Origin of the sequence: Specibacter sp. NPDC078709, from assembly GCF_040686795.1 — a bacterium.
Taxonomy (GTDB): domain Bacteria; phylum Actinomycetota; class Actinomycetes; order Actinomycetales; family Micrococcaceae; genus Specibacter.
Map to the genome: position 1 here is coordinate 38,618 of NZ_JBFBLU010000006.1, position 24,046 is coordinate 62,663.

Genomic DNA, 24,046 nt, shown 5'->3' on the forward strand with positions numbered 1-24,046 from the left:
CGAGGCCTAGCCTCGAACACATGAAAGTCAAAAAACTCTTCAAGGGTCCATTTATCTGGATCATTGTGGTTGTGGTGCTCATTAGCGCCGGTCTGTTTACCCTGACCGGTACCAATCAGAGCCGCATTGGAACCTCTGACGGCCTAGAGCTGCTCACGAGCGACAAGGTGGCCTCCGCCAAGATCTTCGGTTCCGAAGGTCGGGTGGACATGATCCTCAAGGACAACTTTGTCAATGCCGACGGCAAGGACCAGGGCAAAAACGTCCAGTTCTTCTACGGCAACTACCGGGCCACCACGATGCCTGAGCTTATTGACAACGCCAAAATGACGAAGTTCGACGACCAACCGGCGTCCAACAACTTCTGGTCCAGCATCTTCTCCCTTCTGATCCCGTTCGTACTGATCGGTCTGATCTTCTGGTTCCTGTTCTCCCGCATGCAAGGCGGCGGCTCCAAGGTCATGCAGTTCGGCAAGTCCAAGGCCAAGCTGCTCACCAAGGACCACCCGCAAGTCACCTTCAATGACGTTGCCGGCGCGGATGAAGCCGTCGAAGAACTGCACGAAATCAAGGATTTCCTGCAGAACCCCGACAAGTTCACCGCGGTGGGTGCCAAGATCCCCAAGGGCGTGCTGCTGTACGGCCCTCCCGGTACCGGTAAGACTCTGCTGGCCCGTGCCGTGGCTGGCGAGGCTGGCGTGCCGTTCTACTCAATTTCCGGTTCTGACTTTGTGGAGATGTTCGTCGGCGTGGGTGCTTCCCGTGTCCGCGACCTCTTCGAGCAGGCCAAGGCCAACTCCCCAGCCATCATCTTTGTTGACGAGATCGACGCCGTTGGCCGTCATCGTGGCGCCGGCATTGGCGGCGGCAACGATGAGCGCGAGCAGACCCTCAACCAGTTGCTCGTTGAAATGGACGGCTTTGACGTCAAAACCAACGTCATCTTGATTGCTGCGACCAACCGACCCGACGTTCTTGACCCGGCTCTGCTGCGTCCGGGCCGCTTTGACCGCCAGATCCCTGTGGAAGCTCCCGACCGTTTGGGCCGCGAACAGATCCTGCGGGTTCACTCCAAGGGCAAGCCCATGGCTCCCGGCGTTGACTTGAACGCTGTTGCTAAGAAGACGCCAGGTTACACCGGTGCTGACTTGGCCAACGTGCTCAATGAAGCAGCCCTGCTGACCGCCCGTTCCAATGCCCAACTCATTGATGACCGGGCACTGGATGAGTCCATTGACCGCGTCATGGCCGGACCGCAGAAGCGCACCCGGGTCATGAAGGAACTGGAACGCAAGATCACCGCGTACCACGAAGGTGGACACGCGCTGGTTGCCGCAGCCATGCACAACACCGCACCGGTCACCAAGATCACCATCTTGCCCCGAGGCCGCGCCCTGGGTTACACCATGGTGGTTCCTGAGGATGACAAGTACTCGATCACCCGCAACGAATTGCTGGACCAGATGGCCTACGCCATGGGTGGCCGTGTTGCCGAAGAAATCGTGTTCCACGATCCCTCAACTGGTGCCTCGAATGACATTGAGAAGGCCACCGGAACGGCCCGCGCCATGGTGACCCAGTACGGCATGAGTGAGCGCATTGGCGCCGTGAAACTGGGTTCTGGCAACAGTGAGCCGTTCCTCGGTGGCGGCGGTGGGCAAGGTAAGGATTACTCCGAAGCCGTTGCCTCCATGATTGATGAAGAAGTCCGCAAACTCATCGATCAGGCTCATGATGACGCTTACGAAGCGTTGATCGCCAACCGCGACATCCTGGACCGTTTGGCCCTGGAACTGCTGGAACGCGAGACCCTGAACCAGGCCGAGATTGCAGAGATCTTCATCGGTCTGCGCAAGCCTGCCCCGCGCAAGGTGTGGCTGTCCAAGGACTCCCGCCCCGTCTCAGCGCTGCCCCCTGTCATCACCGACAAGGAGCGCCGCGAAGCCCTTGAATCCGGAGCTCCGAAGCCTGAGTCCGTCAGTCCCGAGGATCAGATTGCCAACGCGCACCTGAGTGGTGAACTCGATGCTCCCGGTAACCAGCCGGGTATCGAATTGGGCAAGGGCGATGCCCCGCAACTGCCCGGCCAGCCGTAACACCGGTAGGATCACATCCGTGACTGAATACGACGATGAACAAAAGGTGGACCTACCGCGCATTGAAGCGGCGGTCCGGGAAATTCTCCTCGCCATTGGTGAGGATCCGAATCGCAGCGGACTGCTGGACACACCCAAACGTGTGGCCAAGGCATACGGTGAAGTGTTCGCCGGCCTGCACCAGGACCCTGCGGATGTTTTAGGCACCACCTTTGACATTGCCCACGAAGAGATGGTGCTGGTCAAGGACATTCCGTTCTACTCGACCTGCGAACACCACCTGGTGCCCTTCCACGGCAGCGCCCACGTAGGTTACATCCCGTCGTCGGACGGGCGGGTGACGGGGCTGAGCAAGCTGGCGCGCCTGGTGGATATTTTCGCCAAGCGGCCGCAGGTGCAAGAGCGCCTCACCACCCAGATCGCTGATGCTTTGATTGAACATCTCAAACCTCGCGGCGCCATCGTCGTGGTGGAATGCGAACACATGTGCATGTCCATGCGTGGCGTGCGTAAACCAGGGGCCAAGACAGTCACCAGCGCTGTCCGCGGTCTGCTTCACGAGCCTGCAACCCGGGCTGAAGCCATGAGCCTGATTCTCGGAAGGTAACTGTAAACACCATGGATTCCCTCGCTGCTGCGCCCGGAACGGGCCCTGCCACCTCACCCTTGCCCGTTCTGCGGGCCCGCAAGTCGGTGGCTACCTTTGCCGCACTCCCCAAAGACCGCACCGTGGTCATGGGGATCTTGAACTGCACCCCGGACTCCTTCAGTGACGGCGGCGACTACGACTCCACGGAAACGGCTATTGCCCACGGTCTGCGCATGTTCTACGGCGGCGCTGACATCATCGACGTCGGCGGCGAGTCCACCCGCCCGGGTGCTGCTTATGTTGACGAAACCGAAGAGCAGGCCCGCATCCTGCCCGTTATTTCCACGCTAGCCAAGGCCGGGGCACTGGTCAGTGTTGACACCCGGCACGCCTCCACCGCCGCCTTGGCTCTGGACGCCGGTGCCGGGCTGATCAACGATGTTTCTGGTGCCAATGTGCACCCGGACATGATCGCTTTGATCGCCGAACGCCAGGCTCCGTACGTACTCATGCACAGCCGTGGTGACTCACGTTCCATGGATTCACTGACCGGATACACGGACGTCGTTCACGAGGTTGTTGCCGAGCTCGCTGAGGTTCGCGAGAAGTTCTACGCCGCGGGCGTCAAAGAGGAAAACCTGATCCTGGATCCGGGCATTGGCTTCTCCAAGAATGCTGACCAGAACTGGGAACTGCTGGCCAATCTGGACCAGGTGGCAGCCATGGGCAACAAGATTCTTGTTGGCACCTCCCGCAAGCGTTTCCTCGGCTCACTGTTGACCAGCGCTGGAAAAGCTGCCGCCCCGAAGGAGCGCGACGACGCTACTTCGGCCACCACAGCCATCGCCGCTGCTCAGGGTATTTGGGGTGTTCGCGTGCACGACGTCGATGCCAGCCTTGACGCTGCCAAGGTCGCCGCACGCTTGGTGCAGGGTAAGAAGAACCGCGAAGCGCGTCTATCCGCGCGCCAGGCCGCCCAGTGACGCAGCTGGACACCATCCGCCTAACCCGCGTTACAGCCATCGGCTACCACGGTGTTTTTGAGCATGAGAAGCGGGACGGGCAACCCTTCATTACCGACGCCGTGCTGCACTTGGACATAGGTGCAGCCGCCGCAACGGATGACTTGTCTAAGACCGCAGACTACGGCGCGGTGGCCGAGACCATCGTCGCCATGGTGACCGGGCCAGCTTTTGACTTGATTGAAACACTCAGCGTCCGCATGGCCGAGAGAATTCTGGAAGATTTTCCTGTCGTTCAAGCCGTCGAAGTGACCATCCATAAGCCGAAGGCACCCATTCAGGTCCCCTTTGGCGATGTGAGCATCACGGTCTTGAGGACTCGTGAAACTGCTGGCCTCTCAGATTCTGACGCCACTGCTGCTGGCACTGTTGCGGCGGGCTTGCCATGACTGCTCCCCGTGCGCTGACCCGGGCTATTCTGGCCCTCGGCAGCAATCTGGGTGAGCGTGAAGGCACGCTTTTGGGCGCCGTCGCTGATCTTGTGGATCGTCCGGAAGTACGCCTGCAAAATGTTTCCCCTGTCGTGTCCACGAAACCAGTGGGCGGCCCCGCCGGGCAGCCCGATTTCCTGAACATGGTCATTGCCGTGGACACCACCTTGTCCCCGCTGGACTTGTTGGCTCATTGCCAAGCTGTGGAGTTGGCTTACCACCGGACACGTGAGGTGCGTTGGGGTGCCCGTACTCTCGACGTTGACATCATCGTTTACGGCGACGTACACAGTGATGATCCGGTGTTGACGCTGCCGCACCCGCGTGCCGCCGAACGAGCGTTTGTGGTGTATCCCTGGTCGCTGATGGAAGCTAACGCCACCTTGGACGGCGTGCCGGTGGCACAGCTGGCAGCTGCCGCGGCAGATATGTCCGGCATTTCCCATGTACCGGACGTACCTCCCACTGTTGTGACCTAGCAGACCCTGCGGGAAGCCCACAGGCGCGGGAGAATCACTGAGCCTAAAGTCCAAACGGCGAAAAAACCAGTACGGTTAAATCAGCAGTCCCCAAGTGAAGCGATGAGGCAACAATGAGAAGCACAATGCGGACCATCAGGCCCGCGTGGTTGGCAGCCGTTGGTATTGTGCTGGCGGCCATTGGATGGGTGGCCACTTTGCTGACCTCCCGAGCCAGTTTGGCCCTGCCGGTGCTGCCACTAAGTTCCTTGATCACGATGGCTTTGATAGCTGTGGTGTGTCTGGTGTTGGGCCTGCGGGTGCGCCGCTGGCGCGACGGTAAACGGGAAAAGGCTCTTGATCCGCTGCTAGCCGCCCGAACAGTAATTTTGGCGCAGGCCTGCGCCTATGCCGGAGCCGTACTGTTCGGATGGCATGCCGGAATCCTCATCAACCAAATTCCCACCGTGGCCATGCGCAGCGATCTGGCCATCATTTGGGTTATGGTGGCGCATCTGGCTGGCGGACTGGTCATGTTGGCTGTTGGTGTCATGGTCGAACGATTCTGCAAAGTACCACCGGAAGACAGCGATCCCGGTACATCCAGTACCCGGCCCAAGCGTGAAGGACATGGGGAGGAAGAATTTGCCTAAGCAACATAGCAGCGCCATTGATCCTGACGGAGTAGTTTTCTTACCCGTCTCCGAAAAGCTCATGACCGCCCGCTTTATCTCTGCGGGAATTGGTGCCCTCATTTTCTTGATCATCACCGCGGTGCCGTTGGTTCTGCATCTCACGGGTGTCTGGGCGGGCTACCCGGCATGGTTGGCGTGGGCCGCCCCCGCCGTGGTGGTGGTGATCGCCGTATGGGAAATGATTTTGATCCCCCGCCAGGTGCGAGCCATTGGCTACGCGGAACGTGACGAAGACTTGTTGATCCGCGGCGGTATCCTGTTCCACCGGGTCATGGTGGTGCCATACGGCCGCATGCAATATGTGGATGTGACCATGGGGCCGCTGGAGCGGATGCTGGGACTGAGCACCATCCATCTGCACACCGCATCCCCGGGAACCAATGCGTTGCTCAATGGCCTCCCCGCCGCGGAGGCCGGCCGGTTGCGCGAACAACTCACCGCCCGTGGTGAGGCAAAATTGGCCGGCTTGTGAGCGAGCAATTACCTGAGAACGCCGGAGTGCCGGGCGTGCCTGACGCACCCGTCAGCTCCGGCGTGTCCGAAGCGCCCGCTGCGCCAGAAGGGTTCGCCACCGACAGCCCCGATACCTGGCACCGTGTGCACCCCGTGTCGCCCCTGGTCCGTGGGTGGATCGCTGTGGCAGCCGTCATCTTCATTTTTGGCCGAAACTCCCTCGACTCGCTCTTCTCTGGCGGCTGGGAGAGCGGTGGATCCGTGACCGGCGGGACACCCGTGGTGGTCATCCTCATCGTGGTGGGCGCCGCCGTGATCATTTTCGGTGCGGCATTTTTTCTGTCGTGGCGGTTTACGCGGTACCAGGTCACCGATGAAAACGTGCATATCAACTCCGGCATCATTTTCCGCCAACAGCGCCGCGCGCGCATTGACCGGGTGCAGGCCATTGACGTGATCCAGCCGCTCTTGGCGCGCGCATTCGGCCTAGCCGAGCTGAAGTTTGACGTGGCCGACGGCGGAAAGTCAGCTATCAAGTTGTCCTTCCTCAAGCTTGCGGAAGCCAAGCGGCTGCGCGCGGCAATTCTGGCCCGTGCCGCTGGCGTGGCGTTGGATCCGGATCAGCCCATGAACATCCAAGAGGCCCCGGAAACGCAGGTGCTGGCGTTGGCTCCGCGGAGAATCATTGGCGCCGCATTTTTCTCCACCACCACCGTGTGGGCCGTGATTTTCATTGTGGCGGCCGTTGTGGCTGTGGTGTGGACTGGGGAATTTGCCATTTTTCTCGGTGTTTTTCCGCTGTTCATCGGTATCTTTGCCTCTTACTGGAAGACGATTACGAACGATCTAAATTTCCGTGTCGCCACATCGCCCGACGGCGTTCGGCTGCACTATGGTCTGTTGGAGACACGCTCCCAGACCATTCCGCCGGGTCGCGTCCAAGCCGTGAGTATTTCGCAGGGACCTGTGTGGCGACCCTTTGGCTGGTACAGGGTTCAAGTCAACGTGGCTGGTTATGGTGATGACACCTCCGGCAGTTCCCGCAGCGTGATTCTTCCCGTCGGCACGGAGTCTGAAGTCATGGCTGTTTTGGGCCTGGTCTTTCCGGACCCCGGAGTGGAACGGCCCTTAGAGGTTTTTGCGGCCGGCCTGCACGGGGCGGGTGCCGATGAAGGCTTTGTGCACTCGCCGCGGGCAGCACGCTGGGTTGACCCCATCTCCTGGCGCCAAAATGCCTTCCGGGCAACGGCAACAGCGTTGCTGTGCCGCCGCGGCCGGTTCTTCCGCAGCTTGCAGGTGGTGCCGCACGAGCGCACCCAGTCGTTGGGATTGCGTCAAGGCCCGCTCATGTCCCGTCTGGGTCTGGTCAGCTTTGAATTGCATTCAACGGTGGGACCGATCCGCCCGCGCGTGCATCATCTTTCAACGGCCAACGGGCTCGCACTCTTCGATGAGCAATCAGCCCGCGCCGCAACGGCCCGCCGCATTCAACGCAGCGAAAAGTGGCTCGAAGTAAAACCGTCACTCCTAAATCAAGAAGAAGCAAAGGAGCAACACCTTGGCGATTAAGCCGGGCCGCCTTGGCATTGGAATCATTGGAGCTGGCAAGGTGGGTGCCGTTCTGGGAGCTGCGCTGCGCGGAGCCGGGCACGCCGTCGTGGGTGTTTCTGCGGTGTCCGAAGCATCCTTGGAGCGGGCAGAACTGTTGCTGCCCGGCGTTCCAGTCCTTGCGGTGGAAGACATTGTGGAGCGCTCGGAACTTGTCCTGTTAGCTGTTCCCGATGACGCCCTGGCCGATCTTGTGACTGGCCTCGCCGCTACGGGTGCGTGGCAAGCCGGGCAGCTGGTGGCGCACACCTCGGGGCGTTTCGGCACGGGAGTACTGGCCCCGGTCAAGGCTGCCGGTGGCATCCCGTTAGCTCTGCATCCGGCCATGACGTTCACCGGCATGAGTCTGGACCTGGCCCGCCTCTCCGACTGCTGTTTTGGTGTCACAGCTGATCCGGCCATGTTACCCATCGCCCAAGCCCTCGTGGTTGAAATGGGTGCCGAGCCGGTAGTTATTGCTGAGGCTGATAGGGTTCTCTACCACGCGTCACTAGCGCATTCGGCGAATCACATGGTCACGCTCGTGGCCCAGGCGGCACAGATTTTGGCGGACATTGGCGTGGAATCGACCAGCCAGGTGTTGGGTCCGCTGTTGCGTGCCGCCTTGGAGAATGCGTTGACATCGGGGGAGTCTGCCCTAACCGGTCCGGTGGCGCGCGGCGATGCCGGGACCGTCAGAGCCCATGCCGCTGCCCTGCGCGAGTACACACTGGACACCTCATCCTCGGACGTGCTGGACGCTTATCTAGCCATGTCCGCTAGCACAGCAGCACGGGCGGCTAAGCGGCGGCTGCTTTCCGCGGAAGCCTATCTTGGTATCCAAGCGGCTTTGCGAAACGACGACGGCGAACCCGGCTCGGCCGATCCGCTCACGTAGACGCGCCCATCGCGCAGAGCACCTTCCGAGCAGCATAAAATTTTGGCAATGAACTGGCAATGAACTGGCATTGACGTTGGCATTGAAGAGAGTGAAGAACATGAGCACCGTGTTGGTAACCACCATCGCCGAGCTGCGGGATAAGTCAGCGGCACTTTTGTGTCAGCGAGCTGCGCAGGGCGGGCAGGACTCGGGCCGCCAGCCCGGGACGTTGGGCTTGGTCCCTACGATGGGCGCCTTGCACCGCGGACATGCAACCCTGGCCCGCACCGCCGTAGCCGAGAATTCGGTGGTGGTGGCCAGCGTGTTCGTCAATCCGTTGCAATTCGGTGATGCCACGGATTTAGCACGCTACCCTCGCACTACAGAAGCCGATCTGGCCCTGCTCAGCGAGGCCGGCGTGGACATAATGTTCGCCCCTTCGGTAGAGGAAATGTACCCAGGCGGCGAACCCATGGTTCGGGTCACGGCAGGAATGATGGGGGAGCTATATGAGGGCGCCTCACGCCCAGGCCACTTTGACGGTGCCCTGACGGTCGTGGCGAAACTGCTGCACACAGCCATGCCCGACGGCGGCCTGCCGTACCAAGCTGGTGCTGGCGGGGACGGTCCCCAGAACATCGCCGAGGATGCTGCCGTTCGCCCGGCCTACCGAGCATATTTCGGCCAGAAGGACGCCCAACAGCTGGCTCTGGTCCGCAAAATGGTGGCTGATCTAAACTTCCCGGTGGACATTGTTGCTGTTCCCACGGTGCGCGACGATGACGGACTGGCTCTCTCCAGTAGAAACCGATTCTTGTCTGCGCAAGAGCGGGACTCCGCCTTAGTTCTCTCGCGTGCCCTGCGGCTTCTGAAGCGCCGATCCGATGCCCATGAGCCACTCGACATTGACTCGGCGCAAGCCCTCGTGGATAGTGCTCCGGGCGTGGAACTGGACTACCTGGAAGTGGTGGATCCGCTGACACTTGCGGTCCGTGCCGAAAACTGTCAGGACACCCCGTTCACAGGGGAAGCGCTGGTCCTGGTTGCTGCGAAGGTGGGCCCGGTACGGCTCATTGACAACATGCCGCTGGGCTGAGCCGCGAATCTCAGCCTGCCCCACCCCGCTCTGCCCCACCCCACACTGCCCCACCCCACTTTGAAGGTGCGCTCGGTTAAGACAGAACCATGCGCTACTCAAAGAGCTGCGCATGGTTCTGTCTTAACGGAACGCAGAAGCAAAGTCGTGCAGACGGCTCAGCTGGATTATACGGCGGAAATCAGCGCCGTCACGTCCTCCAAATGGGGGTAGGCGGCCTGGGTGCCCCGCTTGGTGGTTGCCAGCGCGGCTGCCACGGAGGCCTGCCTGGCCGCGTCCACGAGCGAATCGCCCGCAGCCAACCGCGCCGCGACAGCTCCTGTGAAAGCGTCGCCGGCACCCGTGGTGTCCACGGCGTCCACCTTCGTCGGTGCAATCAGTACCGCAGGCGCCGAAGCATTAGTGGAATCCAGCACCACAGAGCCAGCCGCACCGAGTGTCACCAGCACCTTGGACAGACCACGCGCGGCGAAACGTGCAACGGCCCCGTGCCAGGCTACGGCTGGCGCATCGGAGACCGGCATGGCAAACCCGTCAAGGAAGGCCGAGGCCTCATGGACGTTGACCAGCAACACATCCACCGACTGGGCCAACTCCTCGGTGATGGGAGCGTACGGCGAGAGGTTCAACAGAACTGTTGCTCCGGCGTCGTGCCCGGCAGCAGCGGCAGCCAGCGCGGTCTCCGGGGCCACCTCCAAGCACAGGCAGACCACGGCGGCGTCGGCAAAAACTGCCGGTTCCAGATGGGCGGGCAAGAGCGTTGCATTGGCGCCGGCGGAGATGATGATGGTGTTCTCGCCGTGGGCGTCGACCGAGATGACGGCGACACCGGTGGGCTCGCTGACGCGGCGGAGGTGATCGATATTGACCCCAGAACTGGCGGCGGAGGCCAGCAGCATATCGCCATTGGCGTCCTCGCCCACTGCGCCCAGCAGCGTCACCTGACCGCCTAGCCGGGCCGCGGCAACAGCCTGATTGGCACTCTTGCCGCCCGGATTCACCGCAAAACCGTTGCCGTGGAGGGTTTCGCCGGGATTGGGCAACCTATCGCAGTAGATGGTCAGATCGGCATTGAGGGAGCCAGCAACAACTATTTTGGCACTCATGGTGCTACCTCCGCGTCAAGGGGTTTGGGAACCAGCAGCGAGGCCGCGAAGGCTGCGCCGGTGAGGGCCAGGGCCACGATGACAACCGTCAGGTAGGAGCCGTGGCCGCCCAGAGGGGCGGTGGCAACCAAGATGGCTGGCAGGACTAGGAAGCTGAGTCCGGCGCCGAGGTTGAAGGCGCCGGCGTTCATGCCGGGCAAGAATCCGGGGTTTCCTGCCGGAGACAGAACTACGCCAAGGCCGTTGAGCATGATGTTTACAGTACCGGCGTACATGATGCCCAACAACACGGTGCCGGTGATCATCCAGGCCAGGCTGTGGAGCCCGAGGAAGCCGATGATGGCCAGCGCGGCCATGCTGCCCAGCAGCCCCACCCGCAACATCATGGTGTAGCCAATGACCGGCGCAAGGCGACCTGTGAAGGGACCAACCACCCAACCTAACAACGCGTAAGGCGTCAGGATCAGCAAGCTCATCTCCGTGGCGCCAATACCAAAGCCGGGGTCTGCGGCCTGCACAAAAGCCGGAACAATGCCGTTGATGACGGCGAAAATGCCCGTCATGGTCAAGGTGGTAGTCAGCAGCGGAGCCCAAGTGGAGCGCTGGCGCAGGTGCACAATTTCAACCATGGGGTGTGAGGAGACCTTCTCCACGCGCCAGAACGCCATAAAAGCGAGCACGGCGAGCAAGGCCAGTGCCAGTGAAGTCACGAGCGGAGCGGTTGTGATGCCACCCACCAGCTTGGTGGCTTCATTTAGGGCAGTGAGCAGGGCGCCCACGGCGATGACGATGAAGAACACGCCCAACCAGTCCATCTTGGTGCCTTCGCCAGGCTTGGATTCGCCGGCCAGGAATACGATCAGCACGGTGGCGATTGCGGCAGTGACCACCATGAGCCAGAAGATGCTGCGGAAGCCAAAGTGCTCGGCGAAGTAGCCGCCCACAAAGGAGTCAATGCCAGCAATTCCGCCATTGACGGCGGTGATCAGACCCATCAAAGCGCCGTACTTCTTGGGGTCCTTGACCGCGGAGCGGAGCATGATCAGGCACAGCGGAACCGTGGGGCCGCTGACGCCTTGGATGATGCGTCCCACAAAGAGCCAGGTGATGTCCGGGGCCATGGCGGAGATGATGGAGCCCACGCCCATCATGACCATCATGCCGATCAGCACTCTCTTGCGGCCGATGATGTCGCTCAGGCGGGGCAGGAACAGCGAGAAGACGGCGGCGGCTGTGAAGAACCAGGTCTGTGACAGGCCAATGGAAGCCTGACTGGCGTTGAGTTCCTCGCCCATGGTGACCAGCGCGGGGCTGAGCATGGAGGCGTTGAGCTGGAAGGCCACGCAGGCCGTCAGCAGCGCCACCATGAGAGCGGTAATGTTGCCGGGCTTGCTCAGCATCCCGGACTTTGTGGTTGCGAAGCTCACGCGTCGACCTCACCAATGTTCACGAGTGCGTCGGTGACCATGTTCCAGAACTTCGCATGGTCAAGGGTGACGGCAACGCTGGTCTTGCAGTCGGCCGGGGCGGGGGCGCGGAAATCGGCCACGGTCATGCCCAAGGTCAGCGTGCCCGTGAGCTCAATGTCCACGGGAACCTTCTGTGTGGTCATGACGGTGGGGTCAATGACATAGGCGACGGCGCACGGGTCATGCACCGGCGGGTAGTCAAAGCCCTGTGCATCCTTGTACGTCTTGGCGAAGAAATCCATCAGCTCCATGACGAACTTGGCCGGCTTGGTGCCCACGGCATCAATGGCGGCAACCACCTCGGGTGTGGCCAGCGCCTGGTGGGTCAGGTCCAGTCCAACCATGACAACTTCCCAGCCGGCGTTGAACACGATGTGTGCTGCCTCGGGATCGATCTTGATGTTGAATTCGGCCACCGGGCTCCAGTTGCCCACGTGGTAGCCGCCGCCCATGAGGACAACTTCCTTCACGCGCTCAACGATGCGCGGTTCCTTGCGCGCGGCCATGGCGATGTTCGTCAGTCCGGCGGTGGGGACCAGGGTTATGGTGCCCGGTTCGTGCGCCATGATGGTTTCAATGATGAGGTCGACGGCGTGGCGTGGGTCCAACTCGATGGTGGACTCGGGCTGTTCTGGACCATCCATGCCGGACTCGCCGTGGATGTCAGGCGCTGTCTCGATGCTGCGTACCAAGGGGCGGTCGCAACCTGCGGCAAAGGGGACTCCGGTGATGCCGGCAATGGTGCCCACGCTCAGGGCGTTGCGGGTGACCTTTTCAAGTGTCTGGTTACCCACCACGGTGGTCACGGCAAGCAAGTCAATGTTGGGGTTGCCGTGGGCCAAGAGCAGGGCCACCGCATCGTCATGGCCGGGGTCGCAGTCAAGAATGATCTTGCGGGGCTGGGCTGCAGTTTGCTGTTCCATAGTATTTTCTCCACGTCGTTGGGGCGGCTCCGGAGTTTCCCGGTGATGCACAGTAATCAAGTGTGGCACCACAGGAAGTTAACGTCAAGCGCTTAACGCGAGGCACGTTAAGCGCTTGATTCGTTGCGGTTGCAATGATCTTCCCAGACGCCGGTACGATCGATCCATGCAGCCGCCACCATCAGCCCCCGCCCGCAAAAACGGCAACCGCCGCGTCACGGCGGCCATGGTTGCTGCTAGGGCGGGAGTATCGGCGGCAACGGTTTCACTGGTGACCAATGGCAAGACCGCAGGGCGGGTGTCCGAGGGGAATATCGCCAAGGTTGAGCAGGCGGTGCAGGAGCTCGGTTACGTGGTGGATTCCCTCGGCAGTTCCCTAGCCAAGGGGCACAGCAACATTGTTATTTTGGTTGCTCCGGACGTTTCAAATCCGTTTTATGCCAAGGTTATTGCCGGCCTGAGGGAAGTCATCGGCCAGCAGTATGCGCTCCTGTTGTCAGTGACTGATGCCGGACAAACGCCGGATCCGGCGGATGTGCGCCGCCTGCTGGCCTTGCGTCCCGCCGGACTGCTCATCGATGCCCCCAGCTCACGGTTCCTTGTAGAACTGCAGGCCAGCGAACCTATGGTGTTGTTGGATGCGGCCGGCATTAGTAATGATGTGCCATCAGTAAACTTCGATGTGGCGAGCGGGGCCCGGCTGCTGGCTCAGCACTTAGCTGGCCAGGGGCACCGGAAGGTCGCCTACCTTGATAGCACCACCGGCACCGAAACGTTCCGGGTGCGCCGTGCAGCCTTCTGCGACAAAGCCAGAGAGCTGGGCTGTGACGTAGTGGCCGTTGCCCAAACAACAATCGATGTGGGCGCGGCGGCGCTAGCCTTCGCCCAGGCATGGCCACAATGGTCAGCCGCCGGGGTAACCGCCATTGCCTGTGCCACTGATACCCAGGCTTACGGTGTCCTGCAAGAAGCTCGCGTGGTGGGCTTGGCTGTGCCGCAGAGCCTTGCTGTCGCCGGTTTTGATGACCTGCCCTATTCACAGACATCCAGCCCGGGACTGACCACGGTGCACTTGCCAGCCATGGAAATGGGGCGTCTGGCAGGACGGCAGCTGTTGCAAGTCATGGGCGGAAAAAACGTGGCGGTGACACCCGTGGTGCTTGAAGCTACCTTGGTGGTTCGAGGCTCCACCGTCGAAGGGGCCTAGGAAACGGCCTAGCCCGAATAGAAACCGGAATCGAAAAGTCCCAACCGGCGTTTCAACGTCAACGCAGGCACTGCTACCCAGTGCCGAGCCAGCGCTTGAGCTGCTGGACTGAGGGCTTAAAGCGGACGCGGAGCGTATACCCAGATTCACCAACTAAGCTGTTAACTCGTGAGCGCAGAAAATACCCTTTCCCCTGAACCCAGTGACGTATCCGAGCAAATGCTTGTCCGTATGGACAAGCGTGCCAAATTGCTTGAGCGAGGCGAACAGGCCTACCCGGTTGGGGTGGCACGGACCCACACTCTAGAAGAGATTCGGGCCAAGTACCCGGAGCTGGAAGCCGATACCGCCACGGGTGAGATCGCCGGCGTTACCGGCCGCGTTGTGTATGTACGCAACAAGGGCAAGCTGTGCTTTGCCACGCTACAGTCCGGCTCAGGCGTCCGCTTGCAGATCATGCTCTCCTTCGCCAATATTGGCGAGGAGGCACTGGCCAACTGGAAGTCGCTAGTTGACCTCGGCGACCACGTCTTCATCAAGGGCGAGATCATCAGCTCCCGCACCGGTGAGCTGTCCATCATGGCTGCCGAATGGGCCATGGCTGCCAAGGCGCTGCGCCCCCTGCCCGTCTTGCACGCAGAGCTATCCGAGGAAATGCGCGTCCGCCAGCGTTACGTTGACTTGATTGTCCGTGACACTGCTCGCGAACAGGTCAAGAAGCGCTCCGCCATTGTTAAAGCAATCCGCGACACGCTCCACGGTGAAGAGTACATTGAGCTGGAAACCCCCATCCTGCAGCTCATCCACGGTGGCGCCTCTGCCCGCCCGTTCCATACGCACCTGAATGCCTTTGACCAGCCCATGACCTTGCGGATCGCCATAGAGCTGTTCCTGAAGAGGGCGGTAGTTGGCGGCATGGACAAGGTCTTTGAAGTCGGCCGAATCTTCCGTAACGAAGGCGTTGATTCAACGCACAGCCCCGAATTCACCATGCTGGAAGCGTATGAAGCATATGGTGACCAATTCACCATGGCTAAAACCATGCAGCGCATTATTCTCGCCGCTGCAGATGCTGTTGGCTCGCGCATCATTGAAACTGATCAAGGTCAAATTAATCTCGACGGCGAATGGCCTTGGCTGCCCGTCTATGAGGGTCTTTCCAATGCTGTTGGCAAGGAAATTACCCCCGAGACGACGGCTGACGAATTGCGTGCTATTGCGCAAGAGCGTGAGATCAAGATTGATTCGGCCTGGGATGCTGAGAAACTGGTCACCGAACTCTTTGGTGAAATTGTGGAGCCTACACTAATTCAGCCCACCTTTGTTTGTGATTATCCGCCGTCGGCGCAACCGCTGGCCCGCCCGCACCGTGACAAGCCCAATCTCATCGAGGCGTGGGATTTGATTATTGGCGGCACGGAGACTGGCACAGCCTTCTCCGAGCTGGTTGACCCCGTTATTCAGAGAGACCGTCTCACTAAGCAGTCCCTGGCTGCAGCAGCCGGTGATCCTGAGGCCATGCAGTTGGATGAAGACTTCCTGAGGGCGCTGGAATATGGTGCACCGCCCATGGGTGGTCTGGGGCTGGGTGTGGACCGTTTGGTCATGCTATTCACCGGTGTTGGTATTCGTGAAGCCATTCTCTTCCCCTTGATGAAGCCAGAGCAGGAGTCGTAAATAATATGGAATACGTTGCAGTTATTCTGCCGTCATTGGGTGTTGGTGCAATTTTTTACTTCGCGATGAAGGCCATATTCAATGCCGATCGTGCAGAACGCGACGCATTGGCGCAGGCTGAAAATGAAGTAGATTCCAAGGATGAACAAGGCGTTTAGCGAGTCGCGCAATAACTGAACTTTGACGTGACAGAATTTTCAAACCATAATCGTTTCTGAAGTATTCATTTACACTATGTGAGGCGAGCAATCCCCATGGCACAGAAAATTCACATCACCCTTGTGGACGATATTGACCAGAGCGCAGCCGACGAAAACGTCACTTTCGGGCTAGACGGCATCAATTACGAAATTGATCTTTCCGCGGAGAACGCAGCAGCATTGCGCGAATCATTGTCTGCGTACATTGCTTCAGGGCGCCGCGTTGGTGGCCGTGCAGTGCGGGGTCGTGGTCCTGCAGCACCCAAGGCTGGCAGCGACGTAGCCGCAATCCGCGCATGGGCCCGGGAAAACGGGTACACGGTGCAGGAGCGAGGCCGCATCCAGGCCGAGATCCGCGATGCCTACTACGCGGCTCAGGGTAAGTAGCAGCGTAACTAGCAACAGAGTTTTTCGTCCTTCCTTAGGGCAGCGCAACGGCGGCATCACCTCACCAAGGTGGTGCCGCCGTCGTACTTTAAAAGCCGCAGCGGATATGCAGGGACTAGTTTGCTATTTCCCCTGTGGCGAACATGCCCCCACAGGGCCCGGGTACTGCGTAGCATCAAAGTACGCAGTAAAAGGAGTGTGGCGAAATGTTTGAGCGATTTACTGATCGAGCCCGACGTGTTGTTGTGCTGGCCCAAGAAGAGGCCCGCATGCTCAACCACAATTACATTGGCACCGAGCACATTCTGCTCGGTCTCATCCACGAGGGTGAGGGTGTTGCCGCTAAGGCCTTGGAGTCCTTGAACATTTCGCTGGACGGTGTCCGTGAACAGGTTCAGGAAATCATTGGTCAGGGGCAGCAGGCGCCCAGCGGGCACATCCCGTTCACCCCGCGCGCCAAGAAAGTTCTGGAACTTTCGCTGCGTGAGGCACTGCAGCTGGGCCATAACTACATTGGCACCGAGCACATTCTGCTCGGCCTGATCCGTGAAGGTGAAGGCGTTGCCGCGCAGGTACTGGTGAAGCTAGGTGCTGATCTGGGCCGTGTGCGCCAGCAGGTCAACCAGCTGTTGTCCGGCTACCAGGGCAAGGAACCTGCCGCCAGTGGCGGCGGCCAGCAGCCCGAAGGTACGCCCGCCGGCTCAGTTGTGCTGGACCAGTTTGGCCGGAACCTGACCCAGGCAGCGCGTGAAAACAAGCTTGACCCGGTCATTGGGCGCGAGCACGAGATGGAACGCGTTATGCAGATCCTCTCGCGCCGCACCAAGAACAACCCCGTGCTGATCGGTGAGCCCGGCGTTGGTAAGACTGCCGTTGTTGAAGGTTTGGCTCAGGCCATCGTGCGCGGCGACGTGCCCGAGACCATCAAGGACAAGCAGCTCTACACCCTTGACCTCGGCTCACTCGTGGCCGGCTCACGCTACCGCGGTGACTTCGAAGAGCGCCTGAAGAAGGTTCTCAAGGAAATTCGCACCCGAGGCGACATCATCCTCTTCATCGACGAAATCCACACCCTTGTCGGTGCCGGTGCCGCCGAAGGCGCTATCGATGCTGCCTCGATCCTCAAGCCCATGCTGGCTCGTGGAGAACTGCAGACCATCGGCGCCACCACCTTGGATGAGTACCGCAAGCACATTGAGAAGGACGCCGCACTCGAGCGCCGCTTCCAGCCCATCCAGGTGCCAGAACCCACGGTTCCGCTGACCATTGAGATCCTCAAGGGCCTGCGCGACCGCTACGAGGCACACCACCGCGTCTCGATCACCGACGGCGCCCTGACGGCAGCTGCCACCTTGGCTGACCGTTACATCTCTGACCGCTTCCTGCCGGATAAGGCCATTGACTTGATCGATGAGGCTGGTGCGCGTTTGCGCATCCGCCGCATGACTGCTCCGCCGGAGCTCAAGGCCATGGATGGTGAAATTGCTGCCGTCAAGAAGCGCAAGGAAGACGCCATTGACGCCCAGGACTTTGAGGGTGCCGCGTCGTTGCGCGATGACGAGCAGAAGCTCATCACCGCCCGTGTCGACAAGGAACGCCTGTGGAAGTCCGGCGGACTCGATGAGATCTCCGAGGTAGACGAGGAACTCATTGCAGAAGTTCTGGCGAACTCCACCGGTATCCCGGTCTTCAAGCTGACCGAGGCCGAGTCCACGCGTCTGCTGAAGATGGAAGACGAGCTGCACAAGCGTGTGGTGGGTCAGAATGAGGCCATCAAGTCCATCTCGCAGGCCATCCGCCGGACCCGTTCGGGTCTGAAGGATCCCAAGCGTCCCGGTGGCTCGTTCATCTTTGCCGGCCCCACAGGTGTTGGTAAGACCGAGCTGGCCAAGGCGCTGGCCGAGTTCCTCTTCGGTGACGAAGATGCCCTCATCACCTTGGACATGTCCGAATACTCGGAGAAGCACACGGTTTCGCGTCTCTTTGGTGCGCCTCCCGGATACGTAGGCTACGAAGAGGGTGGACAGCTGACCGAGAAGGTCCGGCGCCGTCCGTTCTCCGTGGTGCTCTTCGATGAGGTGGAGAAGGCTCACGCCGATCTGTTCAACTCACTGCTACAGATTCTGGAAGACGGTCGCCTGACCGACAGCCAGGGCCGCGTGGTGGACTTCAAGAACACCATCATCATCATGACCACGAACCTGGGTACCCGCGATATCTCCAAGTCGATTGCCACTGGTTTCCAGTCCGGCACTGACACGCAGACCGGGTACAACCGCATGAAGGCCCGGGTCTCGGAGGAGCTCAAGCAGCACTTCCGCCCCGAGTTCCTGAACCGTGTGGATGACGTTGTGGTGTTCCCGCAGCTGACCCAGGACGAGATCATCGAGATCGTTGACCTCATGGTTGCACGCCTGGAGACTCGCTTGGCAGATAAGGGCATGGGCATCGAGCTCACGCCTGCCGCCAAGATTCTGCTCGCTACCAAGGGCTACGATCCCGCAATGGGTGCCCGGCCATTGCGCCGCACCATCCAGCGCGAGATTGAGGATCACCTCTCCGAGAAGATCCTGTTCGGTGAACTCAAGGATGGCGACATTGTCACCGTTGGTGTTGAGGGCGAGGGTGATGACGCAAAGTTCACCTTCGTAGGCAACACTAAGCCGAACATCCCCGAAGCCATCACGGCGGCCTCGGCCTAAGGCTCCAGCAGTTCTGAAGCTCTAGCTCCAACGCTCAAGCTCGACGGCGGCATCCACCCTTTGCGGGGCGGGTGCCGCTTTCGCGTGGGGAGGGGTGTGGTGGGCCCACCGCCGCACCGAGAGTTTCGGCTGACCAACGGTTTCTCTGCCCCAACGGTTCCTCTGTCCCAAGGCGCACTGGCGCAGTAGCGGATTCGGGCATAGCTTGGAAGACGTGGGCAACTTCCTGCGTCGCAAAGGCTCGCCGATTTCAGATCGGGTGGTGCCCCATGCCCACAGCTTGCGCCGGGGATCTGAAACCGAAAGGACTATGTTCTTTAGCGACGCAGTATTTGCCATCGCCATGACATTGCTGGTGCTGGATTTAGAACTGCCCGAACTGGATCCAAAGATGTCGGCGGCAGAGTTTCAAGCAGTGCTGGCGGATCAGGCGGAACCGCTGGCGGCGTTCATTCTGAGCTTTATTCTGGTGGGCAGGTTGTGGATGAATCATCACCGGAAATTTGTGGCTATCAAGAACTACGATTCCGCCTTGCAAAGCATCAACCTGTTGGCCCTGTTCTTTGTTGTCTTCCTGCCAGTACCGACCTCTCTGCTCTTCCAAGCCAGCACCCAGAGCCCGTGGCCACCCATCATTTATGCGCTGACCATCAGCGGAAGTGTTGTGAGCCTGAGCATTTTGTGGGCCCACGCGCACAGGGCCAAATTGATGCATGGCTGGGTTGATGCCGCCTTGTACAGGTTGGTGCTCCACGGCACCGACCCGGTTGTGGCCGTGTTTGCGCTGTCCATTCCCGTGGCATTCATCAGCCCCGAGTGGGCCATGTATTCGTGGCTCCTGATTTGGCCCCTGTCGGTGGTGCACGGGAAGTGGCGGCTGGCGGAATGTAACCGGGCGGTGCAGGTCCAGGAAAGCGGTGCTTCAAGGAATGACGTTCAAGAGTCATAGACTAAAACGGTGAGTTCACAAACTACTGCCCCCGTCATTGTCCTCCGGCCTGCCCGCACGGCAGACGTTCAAGCGATCAAACGCCTCGTTGCACCGCTGGCAGAGCGACGAATCCTGATCTCCAAGGAGTCGGTCACGTATTTCGAAGCCATCCAGGAATTTCTCATTGCCGAAATTGACGGAGAGATTGTTGGCTGCGGTGCACTCCACGTCATGTGGGAAGATTTGGCCGAAATTCGGACCCTGGCCACGGCAGATTCGTGGCGCGGCAAGGGAGTTGGCCGCGCCGTCGTGGAGAAACTGCTGGACAATGGCAGGGCCCTGGGCGTCAACCGTGTCTTCTGCCTGACCTTTGAGGTGGACTTCTTTATCCGCAACGGGTTCACCGTCATGGCCAATCAGAGTCCCGTCGATCCTGAGGTCTACTCAGAGCTGCTACGTTCCGCCGATGAAGGCGTCGCAGAATTCCTAGACTTGGCACGGGTCAAACCCAATACGTTGGGGAACACCAGGATGATCTGCCAGCTCTGATTCTCTCTGGAATCGCCCTACCATCTGCCGTTTTCCCCGGGTAGTGTTCAAAGTGGGCGGCAGTGAGGCCGGCCCGCACTAGCCGCTGTGATTTCGGAGGGTTCCGTCATGAAAAAGCTCATCAATGATCCCAAGACTGTAGTCAATGAATCGGTGGAAGGGTTCGGTCAGGCGCACGCCGATCATGTAACCGTCCACCCCGACCCGTTGTTTGTCACGCGCAAGGATGCACCCCGAGAAGGCAAAGTGGGTCTAGTGTCCGGCGGTGGCAGTGGGCATGAGCCGCTGCACGCAGGTTACGTGGGCTTCGGTATGCTCGATGCGGCTGTCCCGGGTGCCATGTTCACCTCGCCCACACCGGATGCGATCATCCCCGCCACCATCGCCGCAAACGCAGGCGCCGGAGTGGTGCACATTGTGAAAAACTACACCGGCGACGTGCTCAACTTTGAGACCGCCGCCGAAATGGCCGAGGCCGAAGGGGTCTCTGTGCGAACCGTCCTCGTGAACGACGACGTCGCCGTGGAAGATTCGCTGTACACGGCCGGGCGCCGCGGCGTGGCCGGCACCGTCCTGGTCGAGAAGATCGCCGGGGCAGCGGCAGAGCGAGGGGACAACCTCGACGCCGTCGCCGCCATTGGTCAGCGCGTCGTGGACAATGTGCGTAGCATGGGTGTGGCACTGTCCGCCTGCACGGTTCCGCACGCAGGTGTCCCCAGCTTTGAACTTGCCGATAACGAGATTGAGATTGGCATTGGCATCCACGGTGAGCCCGGGCGGCGCCGCATTCCGATGGAAAATGCTGACGCCATCACCGATCACTTGCTGGAACCAATTCTGGCGGACCTTAAGCCAAGCCCAGGCGAGAAGGTGCTCCTGTTCGTCAATGGCATGGGCGGCACCCCCACCAGCGAGCTCTACATTGTCTACCGCCACGCAGCCAAGGTGCTCGAAACGGCTGGTCTGGTGGTGGAGCGCTCGCTCGTGGGCAACTACATCACGGCACTGGAGATGCAAGGCTGCTCCATCTCGGTGCTGCGTTTGGATGATGAAATGACCGAATTGTGGGACGCTCCGGTGAACACTCCGGCGTTGCGATGGGGGATGTAAATGAGCCAAATTCTTGATGCTGCCTGGGCCGAGCGCTGGTTGCGGCTCTCCGCCGCGGTGATTGCGGAAAACCGGATGGCCCTGATTGAACTGGACCGAGCCATTGGCGACGGCGATCACGGTGAGAACATGGACCGTGGCTTTAGTGCCATTCTTGAAAAGCTCGACGCCGAGCCGCCCGCCACCCCCGGTGCCGCCTTCAAACTGGCGGCCATGACCTTGATGTCGAAGGTGGGAGGGGCTGCTGGACCACTGTACGGTACGGCGTTCTTACGTGCCGGAACGGCTGTTGGTGACGCCACCGAACTGGACGGGAGCATCCTCGCGGAGGCTCTGGCCGCGGCGCGCGACGGTGTTGTTGCCCGCGGTAAGGCTGAGGTGGGTGAGAAGACCATGATTGATGCGTGGACGCCTGCCGTCGACGCCGCTGCCGCCGCGGTGGCTTCCGGTTCGGAGCCGATGGCCGTATTGGAGGCTGCCGCGACGGCCGCCGAGGCAGGGGCGCTCTCCACCGATCCGCTGATTGCGCGCAAGGGCCGGGCCAGCTATTTGGGGGAGCGGGCCATTGGGCATCGCGATCCCGGCGCCGCCTCATCGGCACTCATTCTGCGTGCCGCCGTTCATGCTGCCCAGGACGCAGCATGAGCGTGGGGCTGGTGATCGTCTCGCATAGCGAAAAGTTGGCGGCCGGAGTGGTTGAACTGGCGGCCCAGATGGCCCCCGACGTGGTCTTGGCTGCTGCCGGAGGAATGGACGACGGCGGCATTGGGACCTCGCTGGAAAAGGTCATGACCGCGATGGGGCTGGCGGATACCGGTGCCGGTGCCGTGGTGCTGACCGACCTCGGCTCGGCTGTCATGACCGCCGAATCTGCCTTGGAGTTCTTGGGGAGTCCGGCAACTGTACTGCTGGCCGATGCGCCGTTGGTCGAAGGGGCCATTGCGGCAGCGGTTTCAGCCCAGTCGGGCGCTTCGGCTGACGTTGTGTGCAAGGCTGCCGAGACGGCGCTTGCCCGCACCAATCCGGTGGGCGAACCCCAGGATGCCGGGCCCCAGGATGTCGGGCCCCAAGATGCCGGGACCGATAGTGCCGTGACGGCACTACTCACTTTGATCAACCCCATGGGGCTGCACGCCCGTCCGGCGGCATCCTTGGCTGGTGAGCTGGGAGCCATGGATGTGGAAATTGAGATCAACGGTGTGGATGGGCAGTCGGTCATGATGCTGATGACGCTCGGCGCAGCGCAGGGCACGGAGCTCAACATTTCAGCCACGGGTCCCGATGCGCAGCGCGCCGTGGACCTGGTGCGTAGCCACGTGGAAGCCGGCTTCGGCGAGATCTGAGCCCGCGGCGAGCGACTCCCTCGCAGCGCTCTATCCCGGCAGGTGGTAGCCGGTTTCGGAGAGTTGGGCGAGGCCGTCGACGACTAGGCCAGCGAGAGCGCGCTCTAGCTGGGGTGCGTGGGTGTTCAGCTTGTGCAGTTTGCCCAATTCAGGGGCCACTTCGGCGTGGAGCTCGGCCGCCTCCGCATCCCACAAGAGGTCGGCATGGATGGGCGAACTGGCTGCCCGCAATACTGCCATGACAGCACCGCGCACTTGCCTGTCCGTGCCGGCCCAGGGCTGACCTTTCGGGATGTAGGTGGGCTCGGGCTGGCCGGCGGCAATCCAGGCGCACTGCTCGAAGACTGGGCATTGCCCGCACTTGGGGCTGCGGGCCGTGCAAATGACAGCGCCTAGTTCCATCACAGCGGCATTCCAGAGGACCGATTCGGCGTCGTCCTCGGGCAGCAAATTCGTTGCCAGCGTGGTCTCAGCAGCCGTAAGAGCCGGGGCGGCAAGGGCCTGGCCGATGATGAGTCGGGCGTGCACGCGGCGAATATTGGTATCCACCACCGTGGTGCGGCGGCCAAAGGCAAAGGCGGCAACCGCGGCAGCCGTGTACGTGCCAACGCCGGGAAGCGCCAGAAGTTCCGGGTAGTTGTCGGGGACGGCGCCGTCGTGCTTATCAACAATTTCCGCGGCTGCAGCATGCAAGCGCAAGGCCCGCCGCGGATAGCCGAGCTTGCCCCAGGCGCGCAGCACATCGGCGGCCGGCGCTGCGGCGAAGTCAGCAGGGGTTGGCCAACGCGCCAGCCATTGCTCCCACACCGGTTGCACCCTGACCACCGGCGTTTGCTGGAGCATGATCTCGCTGACCAGGACTCCCCACGCTGAACAGTTGCGGCGCCACGGCAGGTCCCTGGCCTCGTGCTGGAACCAGGTATTGATGATTTCGTGCAGACCGGCTGGCGGCACCTTGGGTGAAACAGCGACGGTCATGGGTTTCCTTGCAGCATGGAAAGGTGGGCGCAGTGGAGCAGTAGATTCGACGGCGGTGGAGCCTGGGTCGGTCACGCACGCTTTAGCGCCTCCAGAGTATGTTCTTCCTCCCAGCGAAGGCAATTGCAACAGTGGTATCCACTGCCGCGTCGAGGCA

The 24,046-nt window shown here is 60.9% G+C and carries 24 protein-coding genes; 20 read left to right on the plus strand and 4 right to left on the minus strand.

The annotated features are described in order from the left end of the window. Positions 1 to 20: 20 nt before the first annotated feature. From ftsH to AB0P14_RS12100, 10 genes are all read left to right on the plus strand, one after another. Positions 21 to 2,096, plus strand: coding sequence for an ATP-dependent zinc metalloprotease FtsH (ftsH, locus tag AB0P14_RS12055; protein WP_363842311.1), 2,076 nt, complete (start codon positions 21 to 23; stop codon positions 2,094 to 2,096). Positions 2,097 to 2,115: 19 nt separating this feature from the next. Continuing rightward, entirely contained in the window at positions 2,116 to 2,703 is a 588-nt protein-coding gene (folE, locus tag AB0P14_RS12060) for a GTP cyclohydrolase I FolE (protein ID WP_363842314.1), read from the plus strand. 11 nt (positions 2,704 to 2,714) lie between these two features. Next, positions 2,715 to 3,668, plus strand: a complete 954-nt coding sequence (folP, locus tag AB0P14_RS12065; protein WP_363842317.1) for a dihydropteroate synthase — start codon at positions 2,715 to 2,717, stop codon at positions 3,666 to 3,668. Then, on the plus strand, positions 3,665 to 4,096 hold the full coding sequence (folB, locus tag AB0P14_RS12070) for a dihydroneopterin aldolase (protein ID WP_363842320.1): 432 nt from the start codon (positions 3,665 to 3,667) through the stop codon (positions 4,094 to 4,096). Before folP ends, folB begins: the two co-directional genes overlap by 4 nt. Continuing rightward, a complete protein-coding gene (folK, locus tag AB0P14_RS12075; protein WP_363842323.1) occupies positions 4,093 to 4,617 on the plus strand; it encodes a 2-amino-4-hydroxy-6-hydroxymethyldihydropteridine diphosphokinase in 525 nt (174 codons plus the stop codon). Before folB ends, folK begins: the two co-directional genes overlap by 4 nt. A gap of 113 nt (positions 4,618 to 4,730) precedes the next feature. Beyond that, positions 4,731 to 5,249, plus strand: a complete 519-nt coding sequence (locus tag AB0P14_RS12080; RefSeq protein WP_363842326.1) for a DUF3180 domain-containing protein — start codon at positions 4,731 to 4,733, stop codon at positions 5,247 to 5,249. A 61-nt stretch (positions 5,250 to 5,310) separates the two neighbouring features. Continuing rightward, positions 5,311 to 5,763: a PH domain-containing protein gene (locus AB0P14_RS12085; RefSeq protein WP_363842894.1), complete on the plus strand. Its 453-nt coding sequence runs from the start codon at positions 5,311 to 5,313 to the stop codon at positions 5,761 to 5,763. Continuing rightward, entirely contained in the window at positions 5,760 to 7,313 is a 1,554-nt protein-coding gene (locus AB0P14_RS12090; RefSeq protein WP_363842329.1) for a PH domain-containing protein, read from the plus strand. The genes AB0P14_RS12085 and AB0P14_RS12090 overlap by 4 nt, the downstream gene beginning before the upstream one ends. Beyond that, on the plus strand, positions 7,303 to 8,229 hold the full coding sequence (locus tag AB0P14_RS12095; protein WP_363842332.1) for a DUF2520 domain-containing protein: 927 nt from the start codon (positions 7,303 to 7,305) through the stop codon (positions 8,227 to 8,229). The genes AB0P14_RS12090 and AB0P14_RS12095 overlap by 11 nt, the downstream gene beginning before the upstream one ends. A gap of 100 nt (positions 8,230 to 8,329) precedes the next feature. Next, a complete protein-coding gene (locus tag AB0P14_RS12100) occupies positions 8,330 to 9,307 on the plus strand; it encodes a pantoate--beta-alanine ligase (protein ID WP_363842335.1) in 978 nt (325 codons plus the stop codon). Between the two features lie 167 nt (positions 9,308 to 9,474). Here the strand turns inward: AB0P14_RS12100 and AB0P14_RS12105 are convergent, their stop codons facing one another. From AB0P14_RS12105 to AB0P14_RS12115, 3 genes are read right to left on the minus strand one after another with little or no spacing between them, the layout of a single operon-like run. Beyond that, positions 9,475 to 10,413 carry a ribokinase gene (locus AB0P14_RS12105; protein WP_363842338.1) on the minus strand — a complete coding sequence of 313 codons (939 nt, stop codon included), beginning with the start codon at positions 10,411 to 10,413 and terminating at the stop codon, positions 9,475 to 9,477. Next, positions 10,410 to 11,813, minus strand: a complete 1,404-nt coding sequence (locus tag AB0P14_RS12110; protein ID WP_363842897.1) for an MFS transporter — start codon at positions 11,811 to 11,813, stop codon at positions 10,410 to 10,412. Before AB0P14_RS12110 ends, AB0P14_RS12105 begins: the two co-directional genes overlap by 4 nt. Before the next feature lie 23 nt (positions 11,814 to 11,836). Beyond that, positions 11,837 to 12,805 carry a nucleoside hydrolase gene (locus tag AB0P14_RS12115; protein ID WP_363842341.1) on the minus strand — a complete coding sequence of 323 codons (969 nt, stop codon included), beginning with the start codon at positions 12,803 to 12,805 and terminating at the stop codon, positions 11,837 to 11,839. 166 nt (positions 12,806 to 12,971) lie between these two features. On the opposite strand from AB0P14_RS12115, the gene AB0P14_RS12120 reads away from it, so the two are divergent. The 10 genes from AB0P14_RS12120 (at position 12,972) to dhaM (ending at position 22,911) form a co-directional block, all read left to right on the plus strand. Continuing rightward, positions 12,972 to 14,012 (plus strand): LacI family DNA-binding transcriptional regulator, encoded by a 1,041-nt coding sequence (locus AB0P14_RS12120; protein ID WP_363842344.1) that lies wholly within the window; start codon positions 12,972 to 12,974, stop codon positions 14,010 to 14,012. Between the two features lie 168 nt (positions 14,013 to 14,180). Next, positions 14,181 to 15,689: a lysine--tRNA ligase gene (gene lysS, locus AB0P14_RS12125; protein WP_363842347.1), complete on the plus strand. Its 1,509-nt coding sequence runs from the start codon at positions 14,181 to 14,183 to the stop codon at positions 15,687 to 15,689. A 5-nt stretch (positions 15,690 to 15,694) separates the two neighbouring features. After that, positions 15,695 to 15,847, plus strand: a complete 153-nt coding sequence (locus AB0P14_RS12130) for a hypothetical protein (RefSeq protein ID WP_363842350.1) — start codon at positions 15,695 to 15,697, stop codon at positions 15,845 to 15,847. Positions 15,848 to 15,943: 96 nt separating this feature from the next. Then, positions 15,944 to 16,276: an Lsr2 family protein gene (locus tag AB0P14_RS12135; RefSeq protein ID WP_363842353.1), complete on the plus strand. Its 333-nt coding sequence runs from the start codon at positions 15,944 to 15,946 to the stop codon at positions 16,274 to 16,276. A gap of 206 nt (positions 16,277 to 16,482) precedes the next feature. Beyond that, the gene (locus tag AB0P14_RS12140) at positions 16,483 to 18,978 is read left to right on the plus strand and encodes an ATP-dependent Clp protease ATP-binding subunit (protein WP_363842356.1); all 2,496 of its coding nucleotides are present in this window, start codon (positions 16,483 to 16,485) and stop codon (positions 18,976 to 18,978) included. 310 nt (positions 18,979 to 19,288) lie between these two features. Further along, entirely contained in the window at positions 19,289 to 19,927 is a 639-nt protein-coding gene (locus tag AB0P14_RS12145) for a TMEM175 family protein (protein WP_363842359.1), read from the plus strand. Positions 19,928 to 19,936: 9 nt separating this feature from the next. After that, on the plus strand, positions 19,937 to 20,458 hold the full coding sequence (locus AB0P14_RS12150) for an amino-acid N-acetyltransferase (protein ID WP_363842362.1): 522 nt from the start codon (positions 19,937 to 19,939) through the stop codon (positions 20,456 to 20,458). Between the two features lie 108 nt (positions 20,459 to 20,566). After that, the gene (gene dhaK / locus AB0P14_RS12155) at positions 20,567 to 21,568 is read left to right on the plus strand and encodes a dihydroxyacetone kinase subunit DhaK (protein ID WP_363842365.1); all 1,002 of its coding nucleotides are present in this window, start codon (positions 20,567 to 20,569) and stop codon (positions 21,566 to 21,568) included. Further along, a complete protein-coding gene (dhaL, locus tag AB0P14_RS12160) occupies positions 21,569 to 22,213 on the plus strand; it encodes a dihydroxyacetone kinase subunit DhaL (RefSeq protein WP_363842368.1) in 645 nt (214 codons plus the stop codon). Next, on the plus strand, positions 22,210 to 22,911 hold the full coding sequence (dhaM, locus tag AB0P14_RS12165) for a dihydroxyacetone kinase phosphoryl donor subunit DhaM (protein ID WP_363842371.1): 702 nt from the start codon (positions 22,210 to 22,212) through the stop codon (positions 22,909 to 22,911). The genes dhaL and dhaM overlap by 4 nt, the downstream gene beginning before the upstream one ends. Positions 22,912 to 22,941: 30 nt before the next feature. Here the strand turns inward: dhaM and AB0P14_RS12170 are convergent, their stop codons facing one another. Further along, entirely contained in the window at positions 22,942 to 23,889 is a 948-nt protein-coding gene (locus AB0P14_RS12170; RefSeq protein ID WP_363842374.1) for an A/G-specific adenine glycosylase, read from the minus strand. Positions 23,890 to 24,046 lie beyond the last annotated feature (157 nt).